Below are 306 nucleotides of genomic sequence, written 5' to 3'. Positions count from 1 at the left end.
ATGCTGCGCGCCCGCGCCGCTGCGCGCACCTATTTGATCTGCATCGACACGGACGACACGCGCACGACGCAAGAGGGCGGTTGCTGGTGGGAAGTGGCCGTGCCCGAAGTGTCGACTCAGCCCGGCGTGCAAGCTGCGCGTGCCCGTTATGAAAATGATCGCCTGAAACAAAGGAATTGAAATGACTACCTGGAATGTACGCATCGGCATCAACCCGATCTCGTGGATGAACGACGATTTGCCCAGCCTGGGCGGCGAGACCCCGCTGGAAACGGCGTTGAAAGAGGGCGCCGAGATCGGCTATGT

At 60.8% G+C, this 306-nt stretch carries 1 protein-coding gene and 1 pseudogene; both read left to right on the top strand.

Translation table 11 applies throughout. The features are described 5' to 3' along the window. The coding region (locus tag CBW66_RS28300; protein ID WP_086142910.1) for a hypothetical protein at window positions 1–180 on the top strand (180 nt) is incomplete at its 5' end. 1 nt (window position 181) lies between these two features. Next, a pseudogene (locus CBW66_RS28865) lies at window positions 182–306 on the top strand (myo-inosose-2 dehydratase); the annotation flags it as partial.

It is taken from the genome of Janthinobacterium sp. GW456P (genome assembly GCF_002127655.1).
GTDB lineage: Bacteria > Pseudomonadota > Gammaproteobacteria > Burkholderiales > Burkholderiaceae_D > Janthinobacterium.
The sequence above is the reverse complement of the archived record's forward strand: the minus strand, read 5'-3'. Positions and strand labels throughout refer to the sequence as shown.